Source organism: Methyloceanibacter marginalis, from assembly GCF_001723295.1.
GTDB lineage: Bacteria > Pseudomonadota > Alphaproteobacteria > Rhizobiales > Methyloligellaceae > Methyloceanibacter > Methyloceanibacter marginalis.
In genome coordinates this window covers 1-5,583 of sequence record NZ_LPWD01000357.1, presented here as the reverse complement: position 1 = coordinate 5,583, position 5,583 = coordinate 1, and the positions used below count along the sequence as shown (strand labels likewise).

The window sequence follows — 5,583 nt, the reverse complement described above, 5'->3', positions numbered from 1 at the left end:
TCGACGAAGGGGTCCCTGCGCCGGTGATCTCTTCGGCGCTGTTCACGCGCTTCGCCTCGCGGGGCGATGCGGATTTCGCCGACAAGCTCATGTCGGCCATGCGCTTCGAGTTCGGCGGGCATCTCGAGAAGAAGGCGCCATGACCCAGTCAAACGGAGGCTCTTCCGACGCGCTGGTCTTTTTCGGCGCCACCGGCGACCTCGCCTACAAGCAGATCTTCCCCGCGCTGTTCGGCCTCGTACGTGACGAGGACCTGTCCACGCCAATCATCGGCGTGGCGAAGGCGGGCTGGGGGCTGGATCAGCTCAAGAAGCGGGCGGCAGACAGCGTGAAGGCCCATGGCGGCGACATCAACTCCGATGCCTTCAAAAAGCTCCTGAGCCAGCTCCGCTACGTGGACGGCGACTATGCCGACCCAAAAGTCTTCACGGAGTTGCGCAAGCAGTTAGGCGACGCCAAACGTCCCCTGCACTATCTCGCGATACCGCCGGCGCTATTTTCCGAAGTTGCCTCACAGCTCGCCAAGTCGGGCTGCTCGGAGAATGCGCGACTCGTGGTCGAGAAGCCGTTCGGACGCGATCGGAAGTCGGCCGACGACTTGAGCCAGATTCTCGACGAGTATTTTTCCGAGAAGGACATCTTTCGCATCGACCACTATCTCGGCAAGGAGCCGGTGCAGAACATCCTCTATACGCGCTTCGCCAACTCGATCTTCGAACCGCTGTGGAACCGCAATCATGTGCGCAGCATCCAGATCACCATGGCGGAGAATTTCGGCGTACAGGACCGCGGCGCGTTCTACGACGAGGCCGGCGCGATCCGCGACGTGCTGCAGAACCACATGCTTCAGATTCTGGCCTCGCTGACCATGGACCCGCCGACGGGCCAGGAGTACGAGGCCATCCGCGACCGCAAAGCGAGTCTGCTGAAGTCCGTTCGTCCGCTCAGCCTCAACGACGTGGTGCGCGGTCAGTACGAGGGATACGAGCAAGTTCCCGGCGTGCATCCCGGCTCGACGGTGGAAACCTATGCCGCCGCGCGGCTCGCCATCGACAGCTGGCGGTGGGAAGGGGTGCCTATCTATATCCGCACGGGAAAATGCCTCCCGGTCAGCATCGCCGAGGCCGTAGTGCAATTCAAACGGCCGCCGCGCGAGACCTTCGGCGAGATCAACTCGGTCGGCTGCGGTCATATGCGCTTTCGGATCCAACCCGACGTGACCATCGCGCTCGGCACCCGCGTCAAGGTTCCCGGCGACCGCATGATCGGCGACGACGTGGAGCTGATCCTGACCCGGCAGCCGGGTGCCGATAAACCGCCTTATCAGCGGCTCCTCGGCGACGCCATGAACGGCATCAGCGATCTCTTCACCCGCGAGGATATCGTCGATGCTGAATGGCGCATCGTGAACGGCGTGCTGGGCAACGTGACGCCGGTCTATCGCTACAAGCCTGGCTCCTGGGGACCGGACGAGGCCGAACAGCTCGTCGGCGCGGACGGGCGCTGGCTCAATCCTAAACCCGCATAGACATAGAGATGTCCGAGACACACCAGGTCATCTTCCTCTTCGACGTGGACAACACGCTGCTGGACAACGACCGCATGAAGGCCGATCTCGGCGACCATGTGAGCGAGATGTTCGGCGAAGAGGCGCGGGACGAGCTTTGGACGCTCTACGAGGAAGAGCGGGTCAAGCACGGCTATGCCGATTTTCTCGGCACGCTGGAGAAGTTTCGTCTCGCGCATGTGGATGACCCGCGCGTCTTGCGGCTCGCCAACTGGGTGATGGACTATCCGTTCATCGAGCGGCTCTATCCGGATGCGCTTGGCGCCGTTCGACACGTGCGCCAATGGGGTCTGCCGGTAATCCTCACCGACGGCGACGGCGTGTTTCAGCCGCACAAATTGGAACGGGCCGGCCTGTTGGACGCCTTCGGTGGCCACGTGCTGAACTATGTCCACAAAGAAAAGGAGCTCGACGCGGTGCAGCGCGCCTATCCGGCCACGCATTATGTGCTGATCGACGACAAGCTCAGCCTGTTGGATGCGGTGAAGAAGGCCTGGGGCGACCGCGTAACCACCATTTTTCCACGCCAAGGTCACTACGCCAAGGACGCTCGCACCCTGACCAGCTTTCCGCCGGCCGACATGGAGATCGCGCGCATCGCCGACCTGATGGAGCACGATTTCTCGATGCTTCAGCCGGCTTGAGGAGGAGATAGACACGTGAAAGCAACCGAAGCCCTGCACGATCTGGGGCAAAGCCTATGGATCGACGACATCACCCGCGACATGCTCGATAGCGGCACGCTCAAGAAATATATCGACGCGTTTTCGGTGACCGGGCTCACGTCGAACCCGACGATCTTCGACAACGCCGTCTCCAAGAGCGACAGCTACGACCCGGAGATCAAGCGACTGTCCACGGCAGGCTATACCGGCGAGGCGCTGTTCTTCGAGCTGGCCTTGCAGGATTTGTCGCGCGCGGCGGATCTGTTCCTGCCGGTGCACGAGCGTACGGCCACGGTGGACGGCTTCGTCTCGCTCGAGTCTTCACCGCTTCTCGCCTACGACACGGAAGCCACGGTTGCCGAAGCCAAGCGGCTTTACGGACGCGCGCACAAACCCAACCTCTTCATCAAGATTCCAGGTACGAAGGAAGGCCTGCCCGCCATCGAGGAAGCGATCTTCTCAGGCATCACCGTCAACGTGACGCTGCTGTTCTCCTCGCAGCATTGCGTGGCCGCAGCCGACGCCTACATGAAGGGCCTGGAGCGCCGGGTCGCCGCGGGACTCGACCCGGATGTGCGCTCGGTGGCCTCCATCTTCATCAGCCGCTGGGACAAGGCGGTGATGGACAAAGTTCCCGAGGACTTGCGCGACAGACTGGGCATTGCCGTGGCGCATCAGGCCTATCGCGATTACCGGGCCATGCTCTATTCCGACCGCTGGCAGCGGCTGGCTTCCATGGGCGCGCGGCCCCAGCGGCTGCTGTTTGCCAGCACCAGCACCAAGGACCCGAAGGCGCCGGACACACTTTATGTGGGGGCGCTGGCCGCGCCGAACACGGTCAACACCATGCCCGACAAGACGCTGCTCGCTTTCGCCGACCATGGCGAGCTGGAAGGCGTGTTGTCCGCCGACGGTGGGGACTGCGAGGCCGTGCTCGCGGCCTATGAGAAGGCCGGCATCTCGGTCGCCGATCTGGCGGCCCAGTTGCAAAAGGAAGGCGCCGACTCTTTCGTCAAGTCGTGGCAGGACCTGCTGCAATCCATCGAGACCAAGACCAAGGCGCTGAGCTAGGGAGGCCACATGCCCACACTGATCGAGACCCCGGCCTGGCAGGCGCTTGAAGCGCATCACGCCAAGATCAAGGACGCGCATCTGCGCGAGTTGTTCGCCGAGGATAAGAATCGCGCCGCGAAGTTCACGGCGGAGGGCGCGGGGCTTCTGCTGGACTACTCGAAAAACCGCATCACCGAGGAGACGCTTGCGTTTCTGATCGACCTTGCCAAGGAGCGCAAAATTGCCGAGCGGCGCGACGCCATGTTCGCCGGCGAGAAGATCAACGTCTCAGAGAACCGCGCCGTGCTGCATGTCGCCTTGCGCGCGCCGCGTGGCGAGGTGATCGAGACGGACGGCCACGACGTGGTGCCGGACGTGCATGCGGTGCTCGACCGCATGGCGGCTTTCGCCGACAAGGTCCGCAGCGGCGAATGGAAAGGCCATACGGGCAAGCGCATCAAGAACGTCATCAATATCGGTATTGGCGGGTCTTATCTCGGGCCGGAGATGGCGTATCTGGCGCTTCGCCCCTATTCGGACCGCGACATGACGTTCCGCTTCGTCTCCAACGTGGACGGCGCCTGCTTCGACGAGGCGACGCGCGACCTCGACCCGGAAGAGACGCTGTTCGTCATCTCATCCAAGACTTTCACCACACTCGAGACCATGACCACGCCGCGACCGCGCGCGCCTGGGCCGTGGACACGCTCGGGTCCGAAGGACGCGGTGGCCAAGCATTTCGTCGCCGTCTCCACCAACACAGAAGGCGTCGAGAAATTCGGCATCGACACCGCCAATATGTTCGCGTTCTGGGACTGGGTCGGCGGCCGCTATTCCATGGACTCGGCGATCGGCCTTTCGACCATGATCGCCATCGGACCGGACAACTTCCGCGACTTGCTCGCGGGCTTCCATGAGATGGACGAGCATTTCCGGACGGCGCCGCCTGAGAAGAACCTGCCCATGCTCATGGGGCTGCTCACGGTCTGGTACAACAACTTCTTCGGGGCGCAGACACTCGCGGTGCTCCCCTACTCGGAACACATGAAGCGCTTTCCCGCTTATCTCCAGCAGCTGCAGATGGAGAGCAACGGCAAGCATGTGGATCTTGCCGCAGCGCATGTGAACTATCAGACGGGCCCGATCATCTGGGGCGAGCCCGGCACCGACGGGCAGCACTCCTTCTATCAGTTGATCCATCAGGGCACGAAGCTGATCCCGTGCGATCTGATCGGATTCCTTACGCCGTTGCGCCCGCTTGGCCGTCACCACGATCTGTTGATGGCCAACCTGTTTGCGCAGGCCGAGGCGCTCGCCTTCGGCAAGACCGCGGCCGAGCCGCCGAGCTCCCCGCCGGCGCAAACACCGTACCGCGTCACCGAAGGGAACCGGCCGACCAACATGATCCTCGCCGAGAGGCTCGATCCAAAAACTTTGGGACGGCTGGTGGCGCTCTACGAGCACAGCGTGTTCACCCAAGGCGCGGTGTGGGACATCGACTCGTTCGATCAATGGGGGGTGGAGCTCGGCAAGGTGCTCGCCAACCGCATCATTCCGGAGCTCGAGGCCAAGGACCCGCCGAAGCTCACCCACGACTCATCGACCAATGCGCTGATCGAGCGCTACCGTAAGCACAAATTGTCGTAGCGTGATTAGGCGGCAACACGGCCGCGCATGGCCGCGTCCCGGATCGCCTTGATATTTTCGGCATACCGGTCATCGCTGAACACGCCGGAGCCCGAGACGAGCGCATTGGCTCCCGCCTCGACCACGAGCGGCGCGGTCTCCACATGGATGCCGCCATCGACCTCGATATGGATGGGCCGCGATCCGATCATCTTCTTGATGGCGCGGATCTTGTCGAGTTGAGCCGGAATGAAGGTCTGACCACCGAAGCCGGGGTTCACCGTCATCACCAGGACATGGTCGACTTTGTCGATGACATATTCGAGCGCGCTCTCCGGCGTGGACGGCGTGAGACTCACCCCTGCATGTTTGCCGAAACTCCTGATGAGCTGAAGGGAGCGGTCGAGATGCGGCCCCGCTTCGGCATGCACGGTGATCTGGTCGGCGCCTGCTTTCGCGAAGGCCTCGATATACGGATCGCAGGGCGCGATCATCAGATGCACGTCGAAGGGCTTCTCGGTATGAGGCCTCAGCGCTTTCACCACATCCGGACCGATCGTGATGTTCGGCACGAAATGGCCGTCCATGACGTCGATGTGAATCCAGTCGGCGCCTGCTTTGTCCACGGCGCGCACCTCTTCCCCCAATCTGGCAAAATCGGCGGACAGGATC

General features: G+C 62.6%; 5 protein-coding genes and 1 pseudogene. 5 read left to right on the top strand and 1 reads right to left on the bottom strand.

The features are described from left to right. From AUC71_RS21425 to pgi, 5 genes and pseudogenes are all read left to right on the top strand, one after another. Positions 1-143, top strand: a pseudogene (locus AUC71_RS21425) (phosphogluconate dehydrogenase (NAD(+)-dependent, decarboxylating)); the annotation flags it as partial. Then, a complete protein-coding gene (gene zwf / locus AUC71_RS12705) occupies positions 140-1,528 on the top strand; it encodes a glucose-6-phosphate dehydrogenase (protein WP_069624558.1) in 1,389 nt (462 codons plus the stop codon). The pseudogene AUC71_RS21425 and the gene zwf, both read left to right, overlap by 4 nt. 8 nt (positions 1,529-1,536) lie before the next feature. After that, positions 1,537-2,211 carry an HAD family hydrolase gene (locus AUC71_RS12700; protein WP_069624557.1) on the top strand — a complete coding sequence of 225 codons (675 nt, stop codon included), beginning with the start codon at positions 1,537-1,539 and terminating at the stop codon, positions 2,209-2,211. Positions 2,212-2,226: 15 nt separating this feature from the next. Next, a complete protein-coding gene (gene tal / locus AUC71_RS12695) occupies positions 2,227-3,303 on the top strand; it encodes a transaldolase (protein ID WP_069624556.1) in 1,077 nt (358 codons plus the stop codon). Positions 3,304-3,312: 9 nt separating this feature from the next. Further along, positions 3,313-4,932 (top strand): glucose-6-phosphate isomerase, encoded by a 1,620-nt coding sequence (gene pgi / locus AUC71_RS12690; RefSeq protein ID WP_069624555.1) that lies wholly within the window; start codon positions 3,313-3,315, stop codon positions 4,930-4,932. 5 nt (positions 4,933-4,937) lie between these two features. Here pgi and rpe read toward each other — a convergent pair whose 3' ends face one another. Further along, complete coding sequence (rpe, locus tag AUC71_RS12685; protein WP_083238344.1) at positions 4,938-5,582, bottom strand: ribulose-phosphate 3-epimerase; 645 nt, start codon at positions 5,580-5,582, stop codon at positions 4,938-4,940. Position 5,583: the final 1 nt, after the last annotated feature.